This is a genomic window from Kitasatospora sp. NPDC034533, assembly GCF_055575155.1.
Map to the genome: position 1 here is coordinate 110,473 of NZ_JBVITE010000012.1, position 23,748 is coordinate 134,220.

General features: G+C 73.6%; 22 protein-coding genes and 1 riboswitch. Of the genes, 7 read left to right on the forward strand and 15 right to left on the reverse strand.

Annotation, left to right across the window (positions count from 1 at the left end):
- The first annotated feature begins 124 nt into the window (after window positions 1-124).
- Together ACZ55U_RS11835 and ACZ55U_RS11840 are read left to right on the forward strand one after the other, a co-directional pair.
- Window positions 125-775 (forward strand): helix-turn-helix transcriptional regulator, encoded by a 651-nt coding sequence (locus ACZ55U_RS11835; protein WP_465525076.1) that lies wholly within the window; start codon window positions 125-127, stop codon window positions 773-775.
- Window positions 772-1,905: an aminotransferase class I/II-fold pyridoxal phosphate-dependent enzyme gene (locus tag ACZ55U_RS11840; protein WP_465525078.1), complete on the forward strand. Its 1,134-nt coding sequence runs from the start codon at window positions 772-774 to the stop codon at window positions 1,903-1,905. Before ACZ55U_RS11835 ends, ACZ55U_RS11840 begins: the two co-directional genes overlap by 4 nt.
- Window positions 1,906-1,980: 75 nt before the next feature.
- Here the strand turns inward: ACZ55U_RS11840 and ACZ55U_RS11845 are convergent, their stop codons facing one another.
- The 6 genes from ACZ55U_RS11845 to ACZ55U_RS11870 all read right to left on the reverse strand — a co-directional run bounded on the left by ACZ55U_RS11845 (window position 1,981) and on the right by ACZ55U_RS11870 (window position 7,696).
- Window positions 1,981-3,159 carry a GDSL-type esterase/lipase family protein gene (locus ACZ55U_RS11845; RefSeq protein ID WP_465525080.1) on the reverse strand — a complete coding sequence of 393 codons (1,179 nt, stop codon included), beginning with the start codon at window positions 3,157-3,159 and terminating at the stop codon, window positions 1,981-1,983.
- 63 nt (window positions 3,160-3,222) lie between these two features.
- Window positions 3,223-3,792, reverse strand: coding sequence for a TetR/AcrR family transcriptional regulator (locus ACZ55U_RS11850; protein ID WP_465525082.1), 570 nt, complete (start codon window positions 3,790-3,792; stop codon window positions 3,223-3,225).
- A gap of 175 nt (window positions 3,793-3,967) precedes the next feature.
- Window positions 3,968-4,771 (reverse strand): (2Fe-2S) ferredoxin domain-containing protein, encoded by an 804-nt coding sequence (locus tag ACZ55U_RS11855; RefSeq protein WP_465525084.1) that lies wholly within the window; start codon window positions 4,769-4,771, stop codon window positions 3,968-3,970.
- Entirely contained in the window at window positions 4,768-5,580 is an 813-nt protein-coding gene (locus ACZ55U_RS11860; RefSeq protein WP_465525086.1) for an ABC transporter ATP-binding protein, read from the reverse strand. Before ACZ55U_RS11860 ends, ACZ55U_RS11855 begins: the two co-directional genes overlap by 4 nt.
- Window positions 5,581-5,606: 26 nt before the next feature.
- Entirely contained in the window at window positions 5,607-6,686 is a 1,080-nt protein-coding gene (locus ACZ55U_RS11865; RefSeq protein ID WP_465525088.1) for a FecCD family ABC transporter permease, read from the reverse strand.
- Window positions 6,683-7,696, reverse strand: a complete 1,014-nt coding sequence (locus ACZ55U_RS11870; protein ID WP_465525090.1) for an ABC transporter substrate-binding protein — start codon at window positions 7,694-7,696, stop codon at window positions 6,683-6,685. The genes ACZ55U_RS11865 and ACZ55U_RS11870 overlap by 4 nt, the downstream gene beginning before the upstream one ends.
- A 62-nt stretch (window positions 7,697-7,758) precedes the next feature.
- Window positions 7,759-7,963: riboswitch (cobalamin riboswitch) on the reverse strand.
- Between the two features lie 355 nt (window positions 7,964-8,318).
- Here ACZ55U_RS11870 and ACZ55U_RS11875 point away from each other — a divergent pair.
- The 5 genes from ACZ55U_RS11875 to ACZ55U_RS11895 all read left to right on the forward strand — a co-directional run bounded on the left by ACZ55U_RS11875 (window position 8,319) and on the right by ACZ55U_RS11895 (window position 13,037).
- The gene (locus tag ACZ55U_RS11875) at window positions 8,319-10,058 is read left to right on the forward strand and encodes an amidohydrolase (RefSeq protein ID WP_465525092.1); all 1,740 of its coding nucleotides are present in this window, start codon (window positions 8,319-8,321) and stop codon (window positions 10,056-10,058) included.
- Window positions 10,059-10,086: 28 nt separating this feature from the next.
- Window positions 10,087-10,890, forward strand: coding sequence for a helix-turn-helix transcriptional regulator (locus ACZ55U_RS11880; RefSeq protein WP_465525094.1), 804 nt, complete (start codon window positions 10,087-10,089; stop codon window positions 10,888-10,890).
- Window positions 10,891-10,978: 88 nt separating this feature from the next.
- Window positions 10,979-11,608, forward strand: a complete 630-nt coding sequence (locus ACZ55U_RS11885) for a serine hydrolase domain-containing protein (RefSeq protein ID WP_465525213.1) — start codon at window positions 10,979-10,981, stop codon at window positions 11,606-11,608.
- Window positions 11,609-11,937: 329 nt separating this feature from the next.
- Entirely contained in the window at window positions 11,938-12,414 is a 477-nt protein-coding gene (locus ACZ55U_RS11890) for a Dps family protein (RefSeq protein ID WP_465525096.1), read from the forward strand.
- 251 nt (window positions 12,415-12,665) lie between these two features.
- Window positions 12,666-13,037, forward strand: coding sequence for a low affinity iron permease family protein (locus tag ACZ55U_RS11895; RefSeq protein ID WP_465525098.1), 372 nt, complete (start codon window positions 12,666-12,668; stop codon window positions 13,035-13,037).
- A gap of 172 nt (window positions 13,038-13,209) precedes the next feature.
- Here ACZ55U_RS11895 and ACZ55U_RS11900 read toward each other — a convergent pair whose 3' ends face one another.
- The 9 genes from ACZ55U_RS11900 to ACZ55U_RS11940 form a co-directional block, all read right to left on the reverse strand.
- Window positions 13,210-14,712, reverse strand: a complete 1,503-nt coding sequence (locus tag ACZ55U_RS11900; RefSeq protein ID WP_465525100.1) for a carboxylesterase/lipase family protein — start codon at window positions 14,710-14,712, stop codon at window positions 13,210-13,212.
- 259 nt (window positions 14,713-14,971) lie between these two features.
- Window positions 14,972-15,448 carry a flavin reductase family protein gene (locus ACZ55U_RS11905; protein ID WP_465525102.1) on the reverse strand — a complete coding sequence of 159 codons (477 nt, stop codon included), beginning with the start codon at window positions 15,446-15,448 and terminating at the stop codon, window positions 14,972-14,974.
- Window positions 15,445-16,938 (reverse strand): MFS transporter, encoded by a 1,494-nt coding sequence (locus ACZ55U_RS11910; protein ID WP_465525104.1) that lies wholly within the window; start codon window positions 16,936-16,938, stop codon window positions 15,445-15,447. The genes ACZ55U_RS11905 and ACZ55U_RS11910 overlap by 4 nt, the downstream gene beginning before the upstream one ends.
- A 219-nt stretch (window positions 16,939-17,157) precedes the next feature.
- On the reverse strand, window positions 17,158-18,405 hold the full coding sequence (locus tag ACZ55U_RS11915; RefSeq protein ID WP_465525106.1) for an ATP-grasp domain-containing protein: 1,248 nt from the start codon (window positions 18,403-18,405) through the stop codon (window positions 17,158-17,160).
- A gap of 11 nt (window positions 18,406-18,416) precedes the next feature.
- On the reverse strand, window positions 18,417-19,610 hold the full coding sequence (locus tag ACZ55U_RS11920; protein ID WP_465525108.1) for a hypothetical protein: 1,194 nt from the start codon (window positions 19,608-19,610) through the stop codon (window positions 18,417-18,419).
- 358 nt (window positions 19,611-19,968) lie between these two features.
- The gene (locus ACZ55U_RS11925) at window positions 19,969-20,847 is read right to left on the reverse strand and encodes an ABC transporter substrate-binding protein (protein WP_465525215.1); all 879 of its coding nucleotides are present in this window, start codon (window positions 20,845-20,847) and stop codon (window positions 19,969-19,971) included.
- On the reverse strand, window positions 20,778-20,969 hold the full coding sequence (locus ACZ55U_RS11930) for a hypothetical protein (protein ID WP_465525217.1): 192 nt from the start codon (window positions 20,967-20,969) through the stop codon (window positions 20,778-20,780). Before ACZ55U_RS11930 ends, ACZ55U_RS11925 begins: the two co-directional genes overlap by 70 nt.
- Before the next feature lie 85 nt (window positions 20,970-21,054).
- A complete protein-coding gene (locus ACZ55U_RS11935) occupies window positions 21,055-22,038 on the reverse strand; it encodes an ABC transporter permease (protein WP_465525109.1) in 984 nt (327 codons plus the stop codon).
- 506 nt (window positions 22,039-22,544) lie between these two features.
- A complete protein-coding gene (locus tag ACZ55U_RS11940) occupies window positions 22,545-23,600 on the reverse strand; it encodes a hypothetical protein (protein ID WP_465525111.1) in 1,056 nt (351 codons plus the stop codon).
- Window positions 23,601-23,748: the final 148 nt, after the last annotated feature.

A 23,748-nucleotide genomic window follows, 5' to 3' on the forward strand; every position in this document is an offset into this window, starting at 1 on the left:
GCGGAATAGCTCGGCGAGCACCTCGGAGCCGACGACGGCGCGCTGATCGGTGACGGGAGGGGTTCCTGAAGGCGGCGAAGCCAGGCCTGGACTGTTGGTCCGATCAGGACATATAGTCCAGGCCGTGGAGAATGCCGAAGAGAGCACAGATCCCCGGGTCCGGATGTGGGCGCCCGTGGGGCAGGCCGTCGCGCTGTTGCTCGGCCCGTACGCCGAGGTGGTGCTGCACGACCCGGAGACCGACCGGATCCTGGCGATCTGGAACCCGACCGGGTCCCGCGTCCCGGGGGACCCTTCGCTGCTGGGGGAGCTGGACGCGCTGGACCCGTCGGCGCGGGACGTGTTCGGGCCGTACGAGAAGCTGCTCGCGGACGGCCGGCGGCTGTCCTCGGTCAGCGCCGTGCTGCGCGGGCCGGACGGCAGCGCCACCGCGGTGCTGTGCGTCAACCTCGACCGCACGCCGCTGGAGCAGGCGGCGGCCGTGCTGTCCGCCTTCGGCGCCCCGACGACGCCCCGGCCGGAGCCGCTGTTCGAGCAGGACTGGAACGAGCGCGTCCAGCACGTCGTCGGCGCGTACGTGCGCGAGTGCGGTCGCCCCGTCGAGCGGCTGACCCGCGCCGACCGGCTGGCCGTCCTCGCCCGCCTGGACGAGGCCAAGGTGTTCGCCGTGCGCCGCGCCACCCCCGTCGTCGCCGCCGCCCTGCGGGTCTCCCGCTCCACCCTCTACGCCCTGCTGGCCGAACTCCGAGCCCCGAGGAAGGACCACACGCCGTGACCCGCCTGCCCGACTTCCGCCTGGAAACCCACTTCTCCCGGTGGGAGTTCACCGCGCGCCACCACCTGACGGCCTCCGACGTCCAGAGCATGACCCTGCGCGAGCTGCTCGCCCTGGCCGACGACCAGGACCGCGCCGCCTTCGAGGACCTGCCGCTGGGCTACACCGAGACGTACGGGGACCCGGCCCTGCGCGAGGTGATCGCCGCGACGTACGAGCGGGCGGACGCGGCCGACGTGCTCTGCTTCGCCGGCGCCGAGGAGGCCCTCTACCTGGCGATGAACGTGCTGCTGGACGCGGGTGACCACGCGGTGGTGGTGACCCCGAACTACCAGGCGGCCGAGACCGTGCCGCTCGCCCTGTGCGAGGTCACCGGCGTCGCCCTCGACCCCGACCGGGACTGGGCCCTGGACCTCGACGCGGTGAAGGCGGCGATCCGCCCGAACACCCGGGTCGTCTCGGTGAACTTCCCGAACAACCCCACCGGCAAGGTCATCGGCGCCGCCGACTTCACCGAGCTGGCGCGGCTGTGCGACGAGCGCGGCATCCACCTGTTCAGCGACGAGGTCTACCGTGGTCTGGAGCGCGACGCGGCCCGCATCCTGCCGCAGGCCGCCGACCTGTCCGAGCGCGCCCTGTCGCTGAACGTCACCTCCAAGTCGCTCGGCCTGCCGGGCCTGCGGATCGGCTGGATCGTCTGCCGCGACCGTGAGTTGCTGTCCCGTCTGGAGCGGGCCAAGCACTACACCTCCATCTGCAACTCCGCGCCCAGCGAGGTGCTGGCCCGCGTCGCGCTCAAGGCCCGCGCCACGATCCTGGAGCGCAACCGGGCCCTCATCGCCCGCAACCTGCCGCTCTTCGACGCCTTCTTCGCCGAGTTCGCCGACCTCTTCGAGTGGCGGGCGCCGGACGGCGGCTGCGTCGCCTACCCCCGCTTCCTCGGCTCCGAGGGCGTGGAGGAGTTCTGCACCCGGCTGGTCGAGGAGGCGGGCGTCCTGCTGCTGCCCGCCGGCATCTACCGCTCCGAGCTCACCCCCACCCCCACCGACCGCTTCCGCATCGGCGTCGGCCGCGCCGACCCGGAGGCGGGCCTGGACGCGTTCGCCCGGTGGCTGCGCGAGAAGCGGTGATCGGACCGGCCTTCGGTATCCCGCCGGTCGCCGGCACCCCACCGGGCCCCGGTACCCCGCCGGCGGCTGCGCGGGTCAGCCGGTGGCGACGCTGAAGGGCCCGTTGTCCCCGAAGACGAGCCTGGCGAAGTTCTCGCCGATGCGGCGGTGCCCCTCCGGACCGGGGTGGACCGCGTCCGGCAGCGGGAACTCGTCGTGGTCGCTCTCGCCGTAGAGGTCGAGTCCGTCGAGGTAGTGGAGGTTGGGGTCCTCGGCGGACCGCTGCTCGACGATGCCGGCGAGGACGTCGCGGACGATCGTGAGCGTCAGCCGTCCGGCGGCGGTCTCGGCCGGATCACCGGTGGCCCGGAACCTCAGGGTTCCGTCGGAGAAGTCCGGCATGAGGGGGCCGGGAGTGTGCTCGTGGGTCGGACACAGGACGGGGGAGACCAGGAGCAGGGGAGCGGTGGGGTGGCCCTCGCGGATGGTGTCGAGGAAGCCGTGGACGGCCGGGACGAAGGCCCGCAGGCGCATGGCGTCGCTGTTGACGACGTTGATGCCGAGCTTGACGCTGATCAGGTCGGCGGGAGTGTCGCGCATCGCGCGGGCGGTGAACGGATCGACCAGCGCGCTGCCGCCGAAGCCGAGGTTGACCAGTTCCACGCCGCCCGCGGAGGCGGCCAGGGCGGGCCAGATGGTGCTGGGGCGGACGGCGTTGGACCCGTGGCTGATGGAACTGCCGTGGTGCAGCCACACCCGGCGCCCGGACCTGGGGGCCGGTTCGACGGGGGCGTCGGTGCGCAGGGCGATGACCTCGGTGACCTCCGTGTGCGGGAGCCAGATCTCGATGTCCTTCTCACCGGCGGGCAGGTCGGTGAAGCGGGCGGTGCCGGCGGGGCCCGGGGTGAACTCCGCGGCCTGGGTCGACATGTCGGTGACGGTGCGCACGTTCCCGCCGTCCACGGTGGCCCGGGCGGTGAGGCGGCCGTCGACCAGGAGGTCGTAGACGCCGTCCGGCGGGGGCGGGAAGCCCGCGTAGACGCGCTTGGTGGGCAGGGTGTCGAGGTGGATGGTGGTGGCGCCGGTGCGGAAGGCCAGCCGGACACCGGAGGGCTGGGCCTCGGCCACGGCCAGCCGGTCGTCGGGGATCTGCCGGCGCGCCCGGGCGGGCAGCCGGTGCGGCAGGAGGCCGTGGGCGGTCTCCTCCACCTCAAGGTGACCGCGCAGGAAGTCCGCGGTGATGGGGGTGGTGATCAGGTTCTGCTCGGTGCTCATGGCCTCAAGCCTCTTGAGTCGGGGCGTGGGGTACCGGGCGGTCGTCGCGGGTGACGTGGCCGGTCAGAGGGTGGATCGGCTCCGCAGCGCGGTGTCGAGGCAGTCCAGGGTCCAGGCCCAGGACTGCTGCGCGGCGACGTCCGTGTGGTCGAAGGCGCCGGCCGCCTCCAGGGAGGCGTAGCCGTGGAAGACGCTGCCCAGCATGCGGACCGCGTGCGTCTGGTCCGGCTCACCCAGGTCGTAGCCGCGAAGGATTGCCCGCGTCATCTGCGCGTGCCGGACGCCCGCGCTGGACGCGGCGGTCTGCGGGTCGAGCCGGTACCGGGCGGCTTCGTACCGGCCGGGGTGCGCCCGGGCGTAGTCCCGGTAGGCGTTCGCGAAGGCCGTCAGGGCGTCCTTGCCCGCACGCCCGGCCACGGCGTCGGCGACCCGGTCGGCGAGCTCCGCCAGTGCGAACAGGGCGATCCGGGTCTTCAGCTCGTGGGAGTTCCTGACGTGTGCGTACAGGCTCGCCGGTTTCACGTCGAAGCGCCGGGCGAGCGCGGACAGGGTCACCTGGTCGAAGCCGGCCTCGTCGGCGAGTTCCGCCCCGGCGAGCGTCAGCCGCTCCGGGCTCAGTCCAGCGCGGACCATGACCATCACCTACTTTCACTTTGCCTATGGAGACTCTATATCTACCTACAGGCTTTAGGCAAAGGGTGTGCAGGGGCCGGCGCCTCACCACGGCGGGCCGGCGCGGGTACGTCACGCCGGCCCGGCGCGGAAACGTCACGCCGGACCGGCAATCGAGTCGACCTCGTGGCCGCGATCAGTCGTCGTGCCGGTCCGCCCGTTCCTTCTCGCGGCGGGGGAGCCGGTGGGACTGGACCGGTCGTCCGCCGACGAGGTGCTCGGTGACGATGCGGCCGACGACGGCCGGATCGACCCTCCCGTACCAGACGTCGTCCGGTTGCACGGTGACGACGGGGGCCTGGTTGCAGGGGAACTGGCACCCCGTCTGGGTGACGAGCACGTCGTCGTCGCCGAGGCCTCGCCCGGTCAGTTCCCCCACCAGGGCGCGCAGTCCCTCCTCCGCGCCCAGGGCCGTGCAGCGCGGACCCCGGCACACCAGGACCTGGTGCCGGTGGCCGGTGACGTCCTCCCAGGCCGCGGACGTGAGGCCGGGTTCCTCACCGGTGATGGGCCTCGTCGCCGAGGCCACGGCGGCGACCGCGTCCGGCGAGCCGGCGAGGCGGGTCGCGACGAGGAGTTCGGGGCGGTGGCCCGTGCGCTCGCGCCACCAGTGGGCGGCGATCCGCCGCAGCCAGGACTGGGCCGGGCCGGAGCCCGCGAGACGGACGCCGATCAGGACCACGGTCTCGGTGCCCGCGTCGGCCAGCCTGGTCAGCTCGGCCGACAGGGACGGGTCCGCCTGTTGCAGGAACGCGATCGAGGCCCGGTGTGACGCCGCGGCCCGCAGGAGTTCGTCGCGGCGGACGGCCTCGGCGATCGACATGCCGACCAGGAGCACGGCACTGCGGCGGGCGGGGGTGTCCGGGCCGAGGGCGTCCGGGCCGGGGGAGGTCATGGCGGGGGTGTCCGGGCCGAGGGCGTCCGGACCGGGGGAGGTCATGGCGAAGTCCTTTCGTGGAGCAGTCCGTTCCACCGGATGTGCGGTCTGTCGTGCCGGGGATGCCGTTCCACGGTGGCGTCGACGCCGTAGACGCGCGCGATCGTGGCGGAGGTGAGCACGTCGCAGACGGGCCCGTGGGCGACCAGCCGGCCGTCGAGCAGGACGGCGACCTCGTCGCAGTAGGCGGCGGCGAGTTCGAGGTCGTGCAGCGCGGCCACCGTGGTGATGCCCAGCCCGCGTACGGTGCCGAGGAAACCGAGCTGGTGGCGCAGGTCGAGGTGGTTGGTGGGCTCGTCGAGCAGGAGCACGCCGGGCTCCTGCGCCAGCGCCCGCGCGAGCTGGACCCGCTGCCGCTCGCCGCCCGACAGCGTCGGCCAGGACCGGCCGAGCAGGTGGCCGACGTCGGCCGCGGCGACGGCATCGGCGATCACGGACCGCTCGTGGGCGTCGGCGGCGGCGTCCGTCGGTACGGGCCAGCGGCCGCGGTGCGGCGTGCGTCCGAGGTCGATGACCTGACGAACCGTCAGCGACAAGCGGGTGTCGGCCTGTTGCTCCATGAAGGCCACCTGGCGTGCGCGTCGGCGGGCGGTGAGGGCGTGGAGGTCCTCCCCGTCGAGGAGGACCCGCCCCGCGCTCGGCCGGGTCAGTCCGGCGACCGCGCGCAGCAGGGTGGTCTTCCCGGCGCCGTTGGGCCCGAGCAGGCCCGTGACCCGGCCGGGGCTGAACGCGAGCGAGACGGCGTCCAGCAGCGTGGCGCCGCCGACGCGTACGAGAAGCCCCTCCGCGCGCAGTCGCACGGGCGGCGCCACCGGCCCTGCTTCCTGCCCTCGACCCGTCACTGCCCGCTCCCCTCGGCCCGTCCCTGGCGCCACAGCAGCCAGGCGAAGAAGGGCGCCCCGAGCCCGGCCGTGATGACGCCCAGGGGGATCTCCCGGTCGGGGAGGACCGAGCGCGCCACGAGGTCGCTGCCCACCAGGACGGACGCCCCCACCAGTGCCGACACCGGCAGCAGGAGGGCGTGGCGCGGGCCGCAGACGAGACGGACCACGTGCGGCACGACCAGGCCGAGGAACCCGATGACGCCGGTGTGGGCGACCAGGCAGGCGGTCACCAGCGCGGCGGTCGCGATGAGGACCCAGCGGGTGCGCTCGACGTGGACGCCGAGGGAGCGGGCGGCGGTCTCGCCGAAGGCGAAGGCGTCCAGGTCGCGGGCCGAGGAGGCCAGCACCGTGACCCCGGCCAGCGCGACCGCGACCAGGAAGACGGCGGTGGGCCACCGTACGCCTGCGACCGAACCCAGCGTCCACTCCATGACGCCGCGTGCCGCGTTGCGGTCCCCGAGGACCATCACGACGAACGAGGTGTAGGCCCCGCACATCTGCCCGACCGCGATGCCGGCGAGCACCGTCCGGGTGGTCGGCAGCGACCGGGTGCGCGCGCCGGCCAGTGCCAGGACGACGACCGCGGCGAGCAGGGCGCCGGCGAAGGCCGCCGTCGACACCGCGCCGGTGCCGACGGCGCCGGACACGCCGACGCCGAGGACGATCACGGTGACCGCGCCGGCGGCGGCGCCGTCCGAGATCCCGAGCAGGAAGGGATCGGCCAGGTCGTTGCCGGTCAGCGTCTGCAACACCGCGCCGCAGACCGCGAGGCCGGCGCCGGTGGCGGCCGCCCCCAGAACCCGGGGCAGCCGCAACTGCCAGACGATCTGGTCGTCCAGCAGCGTCACCGGCGGATCGCCCAGCCCGAGGCGGCGCACCACGACATCGAGCACCGTCCGGACCGACTCGTGCTGCGAGCCCACGGCCAGGCCGAGGAGCACGGTGGCCAGCAGCAGGGCCGCACCGACGGCCAGGGCCGCCGCCGCGCGGCCCGGACCGGCGGGCCGCGCGACGGGGCGGGGTGCGGTGGTCATGAAGCCGGGTGCAGTCGGCCCAGCCCCTCGGACACTCGGGCGGCGCCGTCGGCGAGCAGCACGCCGGGTGTCGACTCCGAGAACGGCACCACCACGAACGCCTTGCGCCGCACGGCGGTGAGCTTGCTCAGCACCGGGTCGTTCTCCAGGTAGTCGATCTTGGACTGGGCCGTGTCCCAGCCGGCGTCCGCGACCACGATGGCGTCCGGGTCCGCCGCGACGACCTTCTCCCAGCTCACGTTCTGCCAGCCACCGGGCAGGTCCGCGAAGACGTTGCGGGCGCCCACGGCGTCGAGCACGAGCTGCGGTCCGCCACGGCCGGCCCCGACGAACGGCGCCTTGGTGTCCGAGTCGTACCACAGGACCTTCAGGTCCTTGCCCGCGGCCGCCGCCTTGAGCTGGTCCAGCTGCTGCTCCTGCTCCCGCCGGATCGAGGCGGCCCGCTCCTGGACGCCGAAGACCTCGGCGACGTCGTTCAGTTCGCCCCACGCCGCCTGCCAGGTCGTCGGCGGCACCTGGCTCTTGTCCGCGCAGCCGAACGGGGACAGGTACGACGGGACGCCCTGTCCGCGCAGCTCCTCCCGGGTGCCCGCGACCTTGTCGGTGAACGCGCTGGCGTAGGAGGCGTACAGGAAGTCGGGACGGGCCGCGAGGAGCTTCTCCTTCGTCGGGTAGTCCTTGGAGAGCACCGGGACGGAGTCGTAGGCCGCCTTCCACTTCTCCGGGACGGAGTCGTCGAGGTAGGCGGTACCGGCCATGCGGGACTGGAGGCCGAGGGCCAGGGCCACCTCGGTGGCGCCCTGGTTGAGCGTCACCAGCCGCTCGGGCGGCGCGGAGACCGTCACGGTGGTCCCGCAGTTGTCCACGCTGACGGGCGAGGCACTTCCGGTCGTCCCACCGGACGCGACGGGCGCGGGGGCGCTCGTGCAGGCTCCGAGCACGCCGAGGAACAGGAAGGTCGCGACCGCCCGGCCGACGCGCACCGGACCTGTGGGGCGTACCGGACGCACGGAACGTATGGACGGAAATGGGCGCGGCGGAGCGCTGGGCACGTGTTCTCCAAAACCCTCGTGGAACATGTCGCGCCGTGGCCGGTCTCCTGGCTTCCGCATCGACGCGCCGCGGCCGACCTTCCCGAGCGGTTCTTCCGACCCGCCCAGTGGCCCTGACCGCTGGGTAAGCCGGTCAGCGAGGGCCGCGGAACTCCGCGGCAACAGTGGCGAGGGCCGCACCGGACTTCGACCGGTTTCCCGAACACCACGGCGATGGCACCGTACCAGGCGTGGTCAGGCCGGATGCCGGCCAGGTCGTGGGGTGATCGTTCCGGGTCGTTCCCCGACGGGCTCCGCCACCGCGCCGCTTCGGAACCGAACGTCCCGCGGCAACTGACCGGCCGCCAGCCCCGCGACGACTGACCGGCCGCCGGCCCCGCGGCGGCGGCCCGGTGAACCGGCGGACCCCACGGCTCCCCGGCCGAGCCGCGCGAGGGGCGCCGGCAGCGGGCGCGGATAGGGCGCGGATCGGGCGCGTATCGGTGGAACGACCGATGTGCGGGCGGCCCTGGCGCGGCCATAGTCCAGGGAGGAGCGCCCGCGGACGGCCGCGCGCGCCCGCCTCCCGAAAGGTCGCCCTGTGCACACGTACGCGGATCTGGTGTTTCTCGACGGACAGGTGGTCACGGTCGACGCGGACTTCTCCGTCGCCTCGGCCCTGGCGGTGACCGGAGGGGTCATCAGCGCCGTCGGCCGCAGGGACGACGTCGCACCGCTCATCGGGCCGCGCACCCGGGTCGTCGACCTGCGGGGGGCGACCCTGCTGCCCGGTATCAACGACTCCCACCTGCACGGTTGCGCCTTCGGCATGTCCACCCCGCCGCTCTCCCTCGACCTCGGACACCCCGCGGTGTCCTCGCTGCGGGACGTGGCCGAGGCGGTACGGGAGGCGGTCGGGCGGACCCCGGCCGGGCAGTGGGTCACCGGGCACGGCTGGGACACCGGGTACCTCGACGAGTGCCTCCAGGACCCGTCGCGCACGCCCTCGCGGCGCGACCTCGACGCGGTGAGCCCGGACCACCCCGTGGTGCTGTACTCCTTCTCCGGGCACGCCACCTGGGTCAACTCCAAGGCCCTGGAGCTCATCGGGATCGACCGCGGCACCGTCGCCCCGCCCGGCGGAGCCATCGTCGTGGACGAGACGGGGGAGCCCACCGGGCTGCTCCACGAAGGGGCCCAGGCCCTCGTCCAGAACGCGCTGCCGCCGCTCAGCCGCCAGGAGCGGACCGACGCGATCAGGGCGGCCCTCGCCACCCTCGCCCGGCTCGGCGTGACCAGCTACACCGAGCCCGGACTGGGCCCCGGCGGCGAGGGCATCATGCGGGGCGCTCTCGGCGCGGAGACCCTCGACGTCTACCGAGGCCTGCTGGCCGACGGCGAACTGACCGCCCGCGTCGGCGTCCTGCTGCTGCCCACCGGCATGGCGAGCACCACCGAGGAGTTCGCCCGAGGCCTCGCGGAGCTCGGCGCACCGGGCGACACCGATCCGCGCCGCCTCGCGGTCCACGGGGTCAAGGTCTTCGCCGACGGCATCGTCCCCAACAAGACCGCCTGGATGCACGAACCGTACGTCGGCGGCGGCTGCGGCTCCCTGTGCGTCGGCGGCGACACCGACACCGAGCGCACCGCCGGGATCGGCGCCATGATCCGGCTCGCCCACGCCGCCGGGCACCAGTTGGGCGTCCACGTCACCGGAGACCGGGCCATCGACACCGTCGTGGACGCCTTCGCCGAGGCCGTGGCCGAGCACCCGCGCGCCGACGCCCGCCACTACGTCATCCATGGCGACTTCCTCACCGCGCACAGCATGGAGGTGCTGGCCGCGCACGGCTTCGGCGTCAACATGAACCCCACCATCAAGTGGACGGTCGCGGACATGGAGGAGGACCTCGTCGGCGCCGAACGGGCCGCGTACGCGTGGCCGTACCGCGACGCCATCGACGCCGGCGTGCGGGTCGCCAGCGGCTCCGACGCGCCCGTCACCCACCCCGACTGGCGCCAGGGCCTCGCCACCATGATGCTGCGCGAGTCCAAGGCGGCCGGCCGGGTCAGCGGCCCGGAGCAGCGCATCGGCCTGGCGGAGGCGCTGCGCACCTACACGATCGACGCGGCCTGGCAGGACTTCGCCGACGACTGGAAGGGCTCGCTGGAGGTGGGCAAGGCCGCGGACCTGTGCGTGCTCGACGGGGACCTGCTCGCCGCCGACCCCCGGGACATCCCGGCGATGCCCGTCGTCCTGACCGTCATGGACGGGCGGATCGTGCACGAGGTCCCGCGCGTGCACGAGGCCCCGGGCGTTGAGGAGGCCCCGCGCGTTTGACGCATTCCGGGCACATGATCATCCTTGGATGATGGCAGCGGAGCGGAACGTGGCGCGGATCCTGGACGCGGCCGTCGGCGTCCGCGAGGCCGCCCGGAGCGCGGTGGCCGGCACGACCGGCCTCGACACGGTCCTGACGGCCCTGGCGGGGGTGATGGAGTACGACCACGCCTCCCTGGCCCGGTGGGATCCGGCGCGCGGCCGCCACACCACCCTGGCCGGGAGCTACCCGGACGACGCCACCGCGTACATCGAGACCCGCCTGCACCACGACCCGGTGTTCCCGGTGCTCCGCAGCCCGGCCCGGGGCGGACTGTGGCTCAGGGACGTCCCCGGGCGACTCCTCGCGGCCTCCCCGGGTTTCCGGGACGTGCTGCGCCCGCTCGGCATCGAGGACGGCGTGGCCCAGTGCCTCTTCGCGGCCGACGGCCGGTACGTCGGGATGCTGAACGTGAGCGTCCGCCGGCCGCGGTGCGCGCCCGACCCCGCCCGTGCGGCGGTCACCCTGCTCAGCGAGGCGCTCGCCGCGGCCGTCGCCCCCAACCCGGGCCCGTCCTCCGAGGGGCCGGCCGCGTCCGGTCCGGGCGCCGTCGGCCCCTCGGAGGACGGCCCGGGCGCCGCCGCCCGGCCGGGCGGGCTCTCGCCACGGGAACTCCAGGTCCTGGCCGAACTGACGACCGGCCGCACCAACCGGGAGATCGCCGAGCGGCTGTACGTCACGCCGCGCACCGTGGGGACCCACGTCGAGCACATCCTCGCCAAGCTCGGCCTCCCCAACCGGGCGGCCGCCGCCGCCCGGGCCGCCGCGTGGGGGATCGGCCGCTCCCGCTGACGCGGACCGGCGGGGCCGACCGGTCAGTGGCCGGGCTCAGGCTCCCAGGGGCCGCCCCGGGCCGGGCGGCGTCGCCGCGCCGGCGCCCCTGAGGGACGTCGGGGCGCGGCCTCGGGCGGAGCTCGTCGCCGTCGCCGAGACCAACCCGGCGTACTTCCCGCCGGGCCAGGGCCGGCACTACTCCAACACCGACTACCTGCTGCTCGGAATGCTCATCGAGAAGACCACCGGCCGCACGTGGCAACAGGAGGTCGAGGGGCGGATCATCCGGCCGCTCGGCCTGAGCGAGACCACGATGCCGGAGGACGACCCCGCCGTCCCCGGCCGCCACACCCGCGCCTACGCCGAGCTGCCCGGCGGCCCGGTGGACATCACGCTGTTCGACCCGACCATCGCCGGCCCGTCCGGCGCCGGCATCTCCACCACCGCCGACCTCACCGCCTTCATGTCCGCCCTGCTCGCGGGCAGGCTCCTCGGGCCCGCCGAACTCGCCGAGATGAAGCACACCGCGGGCATCGGAGGCGGGGCCGACTACGGCCTGGTCCTGGAGCGCACACCCACCCCGTGCGGGGACTTCTGGGGCCACCGTGGTGACAGCCTCGGCTACAGCAGCGTCATGCTCAGCGACGACACCGGGCGGCGCCAGGTCGTGCTCTCCCGCAACCCCTACGACGCCGCCGGCGGCAGGCCTCCGATGCCGCCTTCGACCAACTGGTGACCGCCGCGGCCTGCGCCGGCCGGACCGCCTAACCCCCCGCACCGGGCGCCCGGCCCACCGCGCCACCGGCTCGTCGGCTCCCGGGCGTCCGGCCGTGACCGGGCACCCGCCGGCCCCCGGAGCCCGGGACGTCGGCGTATCGGGTGGTTTCCGCGCGGGCGGAGGGGGAAGCCGCGAAACGTCCGCCGCCCGGTCGGTCATTCGTGTCCGTCCCGGACGCCTCGGTGGCCGTCCCCCGAGGGGGCACCGCCTCCACCGAGGCGGGCGGCGGGCCGGTATCACCGTACGAAGGCCGGACGACGGCTCCTGCGACCGGAAGGAATTCAGCGATGGGCATCGTCATCAGCAGCCCGCTGCCGGACAGCGAACGCAAGACGACCGGAGACGCGCTCCAGGGCGCCCTGGTCGACCTGCTGGACCTCTCCCTGGTGGCCAAGCAGGCGCACTGGAACCTCTACGGGCCCCGCTTCCGCTCCGTCCACCTGCAACTCGACGAGGTGGTCGCCACCGCGCGCACCTTCGCCGACGACGTGGCCGAGCGCGCCGCCGCGATCGGGGTCAGCCCGGACGGCCGGGCCGCCACGGTCGCCGCCTCCAGCGGCCTGCCCGAGTTCCCCGAGGGCTGGACGGCCGACACGGAGGTGGTCGAGCACCTGGTGAAGGCGTTCGGGGCCGTGATCGAGCGCATGCGGACGCGGATCGAGGTGACGGGCCCGGCGGACCCCGTCACCCAGGACCTCCTGATCGGGCTCACGGCCGCGCTGGAGAAGCACAGCTGGATGTTCCAGGCGGAGAGCCGGGGCTGATGCCCGCGGAGCGTGCGCGGCGCGTACGGCGGAGCGGTGGGCCGGCGGCCGCGCCGGCCCCCTGATGATCGCCGTACGGTGCCCGCCCGGCGGCTGTGCCGGGCGGGCGCCGACGCGTGCCGGTGGCCCGGCGGCCCAACCCCGCGTGCGAACGGCGGGCCCGTCGGCGACGCTGGCGGTGGGCCGTCCCCCCACGGCCCGGCGGCGGCCCGGCCGACGTCCCGACCGGGCACCGCGAGGAGCGCGACGCCATGGCCCTCCACCACCCGTCCGAGCGCAGCCGCGACGGGCGGGGCCGGTTCGAACGGTTCGCCGAGGCCGCGTCGAACCTCACCAGCTCACCGCCCTTCTACGTCGGCTGCCTGCTCCTGGTGGCCGCCTTCGTGGTGGTGCACGCCGCCGGCCTCGCCCTGACCTGGCAGATCCTGGTCGGGGACCTCATGACGGCGCTCAGCCTGCTGCTCCTGACCCTGCTCAAGAACTCCGAGCGCCGCGCAGAGCACGCCGTCCAGCGCAAACTCGACGCCATCGCCACCGCCCTGTTGCGGCAGATGGACGGGCAGGACCCGGCCGGGGCCCGCAGAGGCCTCGAAGAGGCCATCGGCATGGAGGAGGAGGTCTGAGCGGCGCCCTCCACGCTGTTCGGGGCGCCGCGGGGCTCACCTCGGCAGGCCGGCCGCCGCACGGCCACCAGGCACGTTCCTGACAGGGAACGGTGGTGCGCGCGGCGGACCGCGTCCCGGCCCGCCGGGACGCCCGGACGCGGGCCCGCCGGGACGGGAAGCCCCGGGCCCGTCAGCGCAGGCCGTCCCAGAGCAGCCGTTCGGGGCGGCCCGGGTCCCGCAGGACGGCGGGTGCCGTGTCGTCCAGCCGCATGACGAGGCGGTCCGGCAGGTAGGCGGGCCAGGACGGCAGGCCGTCGTGCCGGGGGCGGCCCTCCCGGGCGAAGGACGTCCAGGCGCCGCGCAGGCGCTCGGACAGCCGCGGGTGGCGGGCCGGGTCCGCCAGCGGGTCGTCGGGGTCGCCGAAGAGCAGGCCGAGCTCGGCCATGTGGCAGGCGCCGAGGGCGCCGTCCAGGGCGGGGGAGGGCTGGGCGAACTCGTAGAAGTGGGTGTCGGCGCCATGCGCGGCCCGGGCCTCCGCTATGCGGATGGCGGGCACGCGGTAGCCGTGGTCGGACATCACGGCCGAGAAGAGGTCGGCCGCGCCGGCCCCGGGCCGGGAGTCGGCGTAGCGGGCCCGCGCGGCGGCCGGGTCGAGCCCCAGGGCGGCGAGGAAGCCGTGGAGGAAGGCGTCGTCGATGCGGCCGGCCATGCCGAGCGGCACCAGGAACAGACGGAACTCCTCGCTGGTGACGCCCGTGAGCAGGTCGAGGTGGCGCCCCGCGCCGGCGCGGACGGCGTCGACGGGGCGCTCGGGCAGCGTCGCCGTCCCGAACACCGGGAGGACAGTCGTGCCGCCGCCGGCGGACTCGCCCCAGAGCCCGGGCTCGGTACTACGGGCGATCTCCTGGGCGAGCCGGGCGTCGGCGGCCATCAGGTCCTGCGGGCTGAGCGCCGCGAGGGCCTCGGTGGTGCACTCGACGCCGGCCAGTTCGGCCAGCCGCTCGGTGATGCGGCGCGCCGTCTCGGGCGCGTGGGCGTGGTGCCCGGCCCCGCTCTGGGTGATGGCCCGTCGGAACAGGCCCTCGGCCCGGGGCATCGTCATGAGCGCGGTGATGCTGATCGCGCCGGCCGACTGGCCGAAGACGGTCACGTTCGCCGGATCCCCGCCGAACCCGGCGATGTTGTCGCGGACCCACTCCAGGGCGGCGATCTGGTCCAGCAGCCCGAGGTTGGCGGTGCCGTCCGGAAGCAGGAGGAAACCCTCCGGGCCCAGCCGGTAGTTGAGCGTCACGCAGACCACGCCGTCGCGGGCGAGGGCGGAACCCTCGTAGGTCGGCAGCGAGCCCGATCCGTTGCGGAACGCGCCGCCGTGGATCCACACCATGACGGGCAGCCCGCGCTCCGAGCGGTGCGGCGAGGGCGTCCAGACGTTGAGGTTGAGACAGTCCTCGCCCTGCGGTCCGGCCGGGCGCAGCAGGCCGGTCATGGCGGGCCCGTAGCCCGGCTGCGGGGCGGCCGCGCCGTGCTCGAACGCGTCGCGCACCCCGCTCCACGGCTCCGGTGGCCGGGGCGCGCGCAGCCGGCCGGCACCGAACGGCGGTGCCGCGTACGGGATTCCGAGGAACGACGCGGTGCCGTTGTGCAGGCGTCCGCGGACCGGACCGTGAAGGGTGTCGACGACGATGCTGTTCATGGCAGGAGGTGCTTTCCGGGCAGACGTACGGTGTTAGGGCGCTATGAGACATTTCCGTGTACTCGGACCGATCGCAACCGATTTTCGCCGGGTGGGGCGGTTCCGGTGCCCCGTGGGCAGGCACGGCCGGGGACGGCCGGACGAACGACGGTGGGAGCGTGCGCTGATGAGGCCCGCCCGGAAACGGGCGGACGGCGGACGGCGGACGGCGGGCGGCGCCGTGCGGCGCCGCCCGCCGTGGTCCGAGGCCGCAGCCCGGTCAGGCCGGGTGCCCCGGGTCGATGTCCGCCACGTCGCGGAAGGAGAGCACGGGCGCCGCCGGTTCCGAGGCGTGGACGTGGACCGGCTCCAGGAGGAAGCCGGTGTGGTCACCCCAGTCGGCCTGGTCCAGCACCCCGCCGACGAACCAGGCCGGCGCCCGGTCGAGGATCGGGACGCCCTCCGGGCCGCGGTGCCAGGCGACGTCGGCGAACTTGTCGCAGTCGTCCCCCGTCCGGCCGCCGAACAGCTCGGCCAGCCGGTGGTCGGACGGCAGCAGGTGCACGCCGAGCGCCCGCGCGCCCAGGGCGACGGCGTGGGTGTGGTTCGCCTTCGACAACCAGACCGTGAACCGCGCCGGACGGATCGAGCACTGCCCGGCGAACCCCACCAGGCAGCCGGCCGGCTCCGGTCCGGCCGCGGTCACGACGTACACCGGGTAGTCCAGCAGGCCCGTGAAGGCGTCGAACCCCGTCACCGCCCGGCCTCCGTGCCGACGGCGCTCAGCGGCGAGGCCAGCGACTCCAGGCTGCGCCGTTCGGCCTTGACGCCGATGGCGGCCTCGACCAGGCCGGCGGCGGTCATGAGGGCGGCGCCGATGCAGAACGCGAGGGTGGTGTCCGAGACCCGGCCGCTGCTGACGAGCCCGTTGAACAGCAGCGGGCCGCTGATCCCGCCGACGGCGGTGCCGACGGCGTAGAAGAAGGCGATGCACAGGGCGCGGGTCTCCAGTGGGAAGACCTCGCTGACCGTCAGGTAGGCCGAACTGGCGCCCGCCGAGGCGAGGAACAGGACGGCCGTCCAGCAGCCGGTCAGCGTGGTGGCGGAGAGCGAGCCCCGCTGGAACAGGGCGGCGGTGGCGAAGAGCAGCACGCCGGAGCCGATGTAGGTGCCGGCGATCATGGGTTTGCGGCCGACCGTGTCGAAGAGGTGGCCGAGCAGCAGCGGGCCGAGGAAGTTGCCGACCGCGATCACCGCGAAGTAGTAGCCGGTGTGGCCCTCGGGCACGGCGAAGTAGGTGGTCAGGATGGTCGCGTAGCCGAAGGTCACCGCGTTGTAGAGGAACGCCTGCCCGACGAACAGCGCGAAGCCCAGTGCGGTGCGGCGCGGGTAGCGGGTGACCACGGTGCGGGCGATGGTGACGAACCCCAGCGGCCCGCGTTCGCGGATCCGGATGGGCTCCTCCTCGACGGGCGGCAGGGGCTCGCCGGTCTGCCGCTCCACCGTCCGTTCGGCCTCGGCGACGATCCGTTCGGCCTCCTCCGCCCGCCCGTGGGTGAACAGCCAGCGCGGACTCTCGGGGACGTGCCGCCGCACGAGCAGGATGACCAGGCCGAGGACGACGCCGATCCCGAAGGCGAGCCGCCAGCCCACGTCGGTCGCGAAGAGCGAGGTGTCGAGCAGCGCGATCGACGCGAAGGCGCCGAAGGCGGCGCCGACCCAGAAGCTGCCGTTGATGACGAGGTCGATCCGTCCGCGCACCCGGGCGGGGATCAGCTCGTCGATGGCGGAGTTGATCGCCGCGTACTCGCCGCCGATGCCGAAGCCGGTGAAGAAGCGGCAGAGGAAGAAGAACCACGCCGTCCAGGAGACGGCGGTGACGGCGGTCGCCGCCAGGTAGACGGCGAGGGTGAGCATGAAGAGCTTCTTGCGGCCGAGCCGGTCGGTCAGCCAGCCGAAGAACAGCGCGCCGCTACAGGCGCCGGCGACGTAGACGGCGGCGGCGACGGTGGTCACCTGGGCGGTGCTGATGGCGATGCCGCTGCCGTCCTGGGCGAGTCGTCCGGCCATGTTGCCGACGATCGTCACCTCCAGGCCGTCCAGGATCCAGACGGTGCCCAGACCGATCACAATCCGCCAGTGCCAGCCCGACCAGGGCAGGCGGTCGAGGCGGGCGGGGACGTCGGTGGTGATCACGCCGGACTCCGCCTCCCGCGTGCGTCCGGACGGTTTCGCCGGGTCGGCCATGGTGGACCTCCTTGTCCTCGGGGCGGTGATCGGTCGGCGTGTGCCCGGTTCCGCGCGGTCCAAGCCGGCGCGGGGTGCGGGTCCTCTCGGGGCAGTGCCGAGCATGCCGTCCGAGGCGCGGCGGGGCCGGGCGACAGGCCGTTCCTTTCGCCACGCGGCGAGCGCGGGGGCGGCCTGGCGGGGCCGTCCTGGCGGGGGTCGACCTGGCCGGCGCGCCCGTCAGCCGGCCTCCGGGGTGATCTCGTACATCCCGGGGCCGTCCAGGTAGCGCACCGTGTTGAGGTCGCGCTGGAGGACGGCGTCCACCGGGTGGCTGAGCGTCAGGGTGGCCGGGTACTCCCGGTCGTAGGTGGTCGCGGTGATCGCGTCGCCGGGCCTCACCAGCACGGTGAGGGAGTGGAAACTCGACAGCCGTTCGAGCCGGTCCAGCGCGCGGTAGCCCCGCAGCCGTCCCGAGGCCGGCGCGACCAGCGCGGCCCAGGCGAACGCGTGCCGCCGCCGGTAGGGCCGGCCCGCCCGGGCGTAGAAGCGCTCGGGCCGGACGTAGGCGTCGACGGTCCACTCCAGCTGGCCCTCGCCCAGGACGTCGGCCGTGTAGTAGGGCAGCCCCGACACGCGGGCGCCCACCTCGACCAGCCGCGGGCCGTCCGGGGTCAGCTTGATCTCCAGGTGCGCCGCGCCGTACCGGATGCCGAGGGCGTCCAGCACCCGGCGCCCGTAGTCGAAGAGCTCGCCGACCGGCTGTTCGTCGGAGCGCAGCAGCACCTGCGCGGTCACCAGGTCCCGCACCCCGTTGGCCTCGATCCGCTCGGTGCGCCAGGCGTCGGTCAGCTGGTGCACGCCCGCGCAACTGACCGTGTTGACGATGTACTCGGCGCCCACCAGGTACTCCTGGGCGACGACCTCGGTGACCGGCTCGCCCAGCACCGTCCGGCGCTCGCGCAGTCCGCGCAGCGCGGCGGCCGAGTCCCGCGGCAGGTCGCAGAACGACACGCCGTCACCCCAGTAGCCGCGCAGGGGCTTGACGACCACGCTCCCGCCCACGCTCTCGTGCCAGGCCAGCAGCTCGGCCTCGTCGCCGGTCCGCAGCTGCCGCATCCCGGGGACGCCCCGGGCCTTGATCGTTTCGATCTGCACGTACTTGTCGCGCCGGGCGCTGCTCAGGGCCGTGCCGTTGGAGGCCAGCCCCAGCCGCTCGGAGAGGGCGTCGGCGAGCTCCACCCCGGTCTCGCGGCCGGCCAGGACCGCGATCGGCCCCAGCGCGGCGAGCCGCGCGGCCAGGGCCTCGAACCCGCCGTCGTGGACCAGCACGTGACCGAAGGCCCCCTCGTCCACCGGATCGACTCCGGGAGGAGGGGCGGGCGTGCTCCGGACCTGGATCACCTCGCCGCCCACCGCGCCGAACGCGCCGGTGAACCCGAAGGACGTGCCGAACGCGTCGACGACCGCGACACGGAATGCTGACATGGCTGCCTGCCTTACTGGTCGGCCGGAGTGGAACCGGGGTGGGCGAGATCGGCGCGGAGCGCGAGGAGCCGGTACACCGCGTTGGTGAGCACGTGCCGGACGCTGAAACCCGACGTGCCCGGGTCCCGGCCGTCCAGGATGTCGTGCTCGCGGCCCTGCTCGTGGATGTCGCGGCGGGTCAGCCCGCTGCGCTCCGGGAACGCCTCGGGGAGGACGTGCCGGGTGACGCCCAGGTGCGCCATCCGGAAGTCCACGAACTTGTCGATCACCCTGACCAGCCGGTCGCGGTCCGCGCGGTCGAGCACCAGCCGGCCGTCCCGCAGCCGCTGGGACACGTTCGCCCCGCGGATGGAGTCGCCGCGCCACCGCGCGATGACGGGCCGGGACCACGAGGGGAAGTAGGACATCGACTGGTCCAGGAAGACGCCGTACTCCTTCGACGGCGGCAGGAGGGCCAGTTCGAGGAGGTGGACGCTGGGCATGAACGCCCCGCTCGCGCCGCGCGGTCCGCCGGGATGGCCCATGTGGTAGGGGCGGAACCGGTCGAACGCCTGCTGCGACAGCCTGCGGTACCTGGCCATGTACCGCGTGAACTCCGCGAGCGACTCGACGGCGTCGTCCAGGACCGCGGCCGGCCGGGCGCCGGCCGTCGGCAGGACCAGCGAGCGCAGGCCGTGGGCGGCCGACTTGGCCCAGGGCTCGGAGAGGTGGTGGCCGAGGTAGAAGTCCCGTTCGAGAGCGGCGTCCCGGCCCGAGGTGAACACCCGGATGTCTCCGCTGCGCCGGTACTCCTCGCAGTTGACGTCGATCAGGAGTTCGTAGCTCAGATGGGGATCCAGGGCGGGGAACCTGCCGCACTGGGCGGAGATCAGCTCGACCAGGGCCCGGGGTGCGGCCTGGGGCCCCGCGGGCGCGTAGCCGTTGAGCAGGAAGAGCAGATCGAGCTGGAGGAGGCGCGCGGCCCGCTCGTCGTCCTCGGTCGGGAACCGCGGAGTGACCGTCCGGAGCATCCGCTCCTGGGACTCGGCTAATTGATGGTACGTCAGATTTCCTGATGCGAGGTCGCCGAGGGCGGCGGGCAGGCTGTGCAGGACGTAGTCGCGCAGCGGCGAGCCCGAGCGGCCGGGGGCGGTATCGGGGCCGGAGGCGGGGGAGATGTGCTGCCAGAGGTCTGTGGCATCGTCGAAGAGCCGGTTGCTGATCACGTCTGCTCCTTGTCGGCCGCCGCGGCGGCCCGGGGCGGCAGTGGGGTCGGCGTTGCTCGGAGCCCCGGCCGCTGTGCCCTGCCGTGAGGCCCGTCGGTCATCACTGTCACGTGCGGCTCGTCCGGCTCGCATCAGTCATATGACGCTGAGTCCGCGACGGCCCCCGGCCGGAGGTGACCGAAGCCGTGCGGCCCGGCGTGGCCGAGGGCCGCTTCCACCGGGCCTTGTAGGCGCCGCCCACCCGGGCAGGGTCCGCCCCGGCCGGGGCGGACCCTGCCGTAGGGCACGCGTCGGCGGGGTCCGGCTCCCCGTCGGGAACCGGACCCCGCCGGGTCCTTCGGCCGCCGGTCCGGCGGTGCTACTTCTGCCAGCCGATGGTCTCGGGCAGCGGGCTGTGGAAGATGGTGGCCCCGACGTTGGCGAGGCCCTTCTTGATGCCGTAGGTGGAGGGGCCGCTGTACAGCGGCAGGAAGGCGTACTGCTGGAGGGCCTTCTGCTCGACCTTGTTGACGGCCGCGATCTGCTCGCCGAGGTCGGCGATGTCCCCGGTGGCGCGGATCTCCGCGTCCAGCTCGGGGGTGCCGGACCCGGTGATGTTGGAGTCGCGGTCCGAGCAGTAGAAGTCGCACAGGTACCGCGCGCCGAAGGGGTCCGTCGAGCGGTTGCCGGAGACGAAGAGGTCGAAGCGGCGGTCGCTGAGCACCTTGGAGAAGTCGTTCTCGGAGACCTTGTTGACCTCCAGCTTCACGCCGACGGCCTTGAGCATCGCGGTGAACGCGCCGGCGGTGGCCTTCTCGATGGGGTCGTCGCCGAGCAGCGTGTAGCCGAGTTCGAGCCGCTTGCCGTCCTTGGCGCGGACGCCGTCGGCCCCGGGCTTCCAGCCGGCCGCCTCCAGGGTCCTGCGCGCCTCCTCCGGGTCGTACTTCAGCACGGCGGCGACGTTGTCCTGGTAGCCCTGCTGGAAGCTGTAGAGCACCGCCGAGCCGGGCAGCGGCTCGGAGTAGTCGAGGCCCTGGAAGCGGATCTTCGCGATCTGCGCGCGGTCGATGCTCTCCTGCACCGCCTTGCGGACCTGGAGGTCGCCGAGCAGGGGGGACTTGGTGTTGAGGTACAGCGAGTACTCGAAGGGGCTGCCGCCGCGGCGGACCTCGGCGTCCTTGACCGTCTTCACCTGCTTGAGGCTCTCCGCGGCGGCGGCGGAGGTGTAGTCGAGTTCGCCGTTCTTGAAGGCGTTGATCGAGGCGGCGCCGCGACGCCGCGCACGGCCTCCACCAGCACGAGCAGCAGGAAGATCACCACGCCGGCGACGGCGGTCCGGTTGCGCAGGAAGCGGCGCAGGTAGAGGCGGCGCCGGCCCAGTTAGCGGCCGTCGCGGTCGGTTCCGTCGGGCCCGGTGGCGAGCGGGCCTTCCACGGTCGCGTCGGCGGTCACAGGAGTGCCCATCTCAGCTCACCCGTACCCTCGGGTCGAGGGCGACGGTGGCGAGGTCCGCGAGGATCGCGCCGACCGCGGTCAGGGCGGCGGCGAAGGCGGCGGTCGCCACGGTGCCGTGCACGTCGTTCTTGCCGATGGTCTGGATGAAGTACTGGCCCATGCCGTTCCAGCCGAAGATCGTCTCGGTGAGGACCGCGCCGGTGAACACGGCCGGGATGCTGAACGCCACGGACTGGGGGGTGGGGATCAGCGCGGTGCGCAGGGCGTGCCGGCGGATCGCCTGGGCGCGGGTGAGCCCGGTGGCCCGGGCGGTGCGCACGAAGTCGGAGCCGATGACGTCCAGCAGCTGGGAGCGCTGGGTGAGGTGGTAGCCCACGTACCCCGTCAGGGTGAGGGTGAGCGTCGGCAGGACCAGGTGCAGCAGCCGGTCTCCGACCGTCGCCCAGAAGCCTTGCACGTCGGGGGAGTTCTCCCCCGCGACGTACAGGAAGTGCCAGCCCGCGTGCTCGTTCAGCTGGATGGCCAGCAGCACCAGGGCGAGGGCGGCGATGGACACCGGGACGTTGAAGAGCGCCATGGACAGGGCCTGGGCGGTCCGGTCCCGCCAGTCGTACTGGCGCGAGGCGGTGTGGACGGCGAGCGCGACGCCGACGACGGCGGACAGGACCGTCGCGCCGATCACCAGCTCGGCGCTGACCAGGGAGCGGTAGCCGATCTCGCCGTTCACCCGGACCCCGACGGGGGAGCGGCCCCAGTCGAAGCGCAGGACCACCCCGGTCAGCCACTCCCACCAGCGGTGGAGCAGCGGCTCGTGCGGGTCGAGGTTGTAGGGGGCCAGGGCCCGGGAGATCTGCTCCTCGGTGCGGACCGGCCGCAGCTCCTTGAAGTTCGAGCGCGGATCGAGGAACCAACTGGCCAGGAAGTACGTGGCGTTGGTGGCCACGGCGATCACCAGGAACCAGCCCGCCACCCTGCGTGTCACGTACCGGAGCACGGGTGCCACCTCCTCACCGGGTGCGGTGGGCACGGCTGGGGAGCGCCGGGTCTGGGCGAACTGGGCATGCGGGTGGAACTTCCTCGATCCAAGGGGTGGTCGCACGAACGTGCAGAGCCAGTTTGTGAGCGACCGACACGCGGAACCAGGGATCGGGGCATCCGGACACGAAGAGGTAACGCCGCGCAGCAAACGGATGTGTCCGCGTCACATTCCCGTCGAGTTCGCAGGTGGGAGGGGGTGCGGGGCCTCGATGCGGAGCGACGGCCACACCTGCGCCGCGCTGCTCGCCCTCGGCATGCCGGCGACCTTCCTCATTCCCCGGCCCGAGCCGATCGTCCGGTCGTCGGGAGAGGGCGACGCCGTCGACGGGGCACCGGACGCCGGGATCGACGCCGGCCGGACCCGCACCCGACGGCAGTCAACCGAAGGGACCGCAGTACTGCCTCCCGGCGCCCGGATCACCCTCACGAGCGACGCCGCACGTGCGTCGGCTCGCTCGTCGGTCAAGACTTCATGGCGACGAGCGCCCGGGCGCGCTCGGTCAGCTCTCGGACCCGGACGTTGCCGGTGTGGGGCCGGGTGCCGGCGATCATCTCCCGGAAGTGATCATCTGCCCTGGCGGAGGACAGGGTTTCGTAGTCGTCCAGGAAGGCGTGCCAGGTCACGGTCGCGCGTTCGACGTGCCCGACCTCCATCTGCCGCTGCGCCAACAGGCCATTGGCGTGTGCGCGCCCCTGCTTCTCTGTCGGTGGGCGCAGCCGCTGGGACTGCTGCATGGCGACGATCGACCCGGGAACATCCCCCAGGGCGTAGAGGACGCTGGAGACGTGGAAGTGGTAGGAGGCGATGTCGTAGCCCCCTACGTGGTCGTTCCGGCCCTCCGCCATCGACAGGGACTTCTCCGTCTGCTGAAGTCGTGTGAATGCCAGCCTCCGGTCTTTCACCAGGGCGGCCCCCTGGGCCTGTTGCCCGGAGAGGAAGGCGGCCAGGCGCGGGCCGGCCTTCGGAGCAGCCTCGGCAGCGGCGTCCGCGAGGTCCAGCGCCTTGCGGCCGTGCTTCAAGTTCGCGGCCTGGAGGGCCATGCCGCGCAGGGTCCGGCAGTACGTGATGTGGTCGTCGGCGGCTCCCGCGAGTTCCAGCGCCCGGTAGTAGTAGGTCTGTCCGAGACCGTGCTCGATCTCGTACATCGCCATCCAGCCCATCAGGTAGACCAAGTCGGCGGCGGCGGTCAGCATGTCGGCCCTGACCTTGCTGGTGGACTCCGCGCGTAGGTAGGTGCCGACGGTGTTCGTCAGAAACGCGGCGGCCATCGGTCGGGCGTGGCCGGCGCCGAGTTCGTCCAGGATGTCGGCGATCCGCTCCGTCATGCGGCGGACGGTTTCGACTTCGTTCCCTCCTACCCGAACCGTGCGGCCCGTCAGTGCCGAAGCCGCCTTGGCACGGTCGCCCAGGTCCGCGAATCCCGGAACGCCCAGCGCGGCCGAGTAGAGTCCGACCTTCAGTACGTTACGCCGTGATGGGTCCATGTCGGCCCTCCCGAGGTTCACGATCTTGTCCACGACGTCACCCGAACTCGGGTGCAACACATCGTCGTTGGGGCGGGAGAAGCCCGCCTCAGCTGACGTTACAGTCCGGCCCAGCCTGCTGCTGAGAACCGCGCAGATGACCGGCTGGACCTGTGCGGCGGGTTGGGTTCCTCTGACCCAG